The 790-nt window shown below is 26.5% G+C and carries 1 protein-coding gene and 1 pseudogene; both read right to left on the minus strand.

The annotated features are described in order from the left end of the window. Nucleotides 1–83: pseudogene (locus CCO88_RS11000) on the minus strand (DNA/RNA non-specific endonuclease); the annotation flags it as partial. An 18-nt stretch (nt 84–101) separates the two neighbouring features. Continuing rightward, a complete protein-coding gene (locus CCO88_RS09295; RefSeq protein ID WP_002840458.1) occupies nt 102–764 on the minus strand; it encodes a hypothetical protein in 663 nt (220 codons plus the stop codon). Nucleotides 765–790 lie beyond the last annotated feature (26 nt).

Genomic DNA, 790 nt, shown 5'->3' on the forward strand with positions numbered 1-790 from the left:
GCAAAATCTTCACTTGGTTTGTATTGAGTATAATCAGCTAAGGCTAGAGTTGCTAGCAACGGTAAAATCATAAGTTTTTTCATTGTTTCTCCTTTATATAATTATTTATTTATCAATAGAACTAAAAACCAAAATAACATAAAAAATGCCCCTATAGTAACAAATATCAATATTACACAAGCTAATAGACTAAGATAGAATTTTTCCTTTTCCGAGAATGTAGTTTCTGTAGTTTCTTTTGTTTCTAATTCTAATACTATTTTATTTCTTAGCAAATAAAACCTAAAAAACAAAAAAGCTATCAAAGAAGCTCCCAATAAATAATAAAAATATGAATTTTCAACAAAATAATTGCCTAAGCTAAATAATGCAACCGAGATCATGTTATCAGGATTATAAGGTTTATTATTTAAAAATAGTTCTAATGAAAAAAATGACTGAGAAGCTGTAAAAGCAGCTCCCGCTAAAGATGATAATAATAAATACGACAGCGTTTCATTCATGCTTCTCAATTTGTTCATTTTATCTTTTACAAAAAACATTGTAACAAATAAGCTAAAAATTTTCACCAAAACACCAAAAGCAAAAAGACTAACAACTACATAAAATAAAGATAAGTAGCTAGGTAGAAAATTTTTTATATAAATACCTATAGGTATCCATAGAAAAGTAACCATTAGAAAAATCATTGCCAATAAACACAATGCAAAAATTGTCCCAAAAACTTTTGGCTTAATTGTTAATGCTTCATAATCTATTCTCATTTACTCTCCTATCTTTTTCAAGATTA

Source organism: Campylobacter coli LMG 9860 (genome assembly GCF_000254135.1).
GTDB lineage: Bacteria > Campylobacterota > Campylobacteria > Campylobacterales > Campylobacteraceae > Campylobacter_D > Campylobacter_D coli.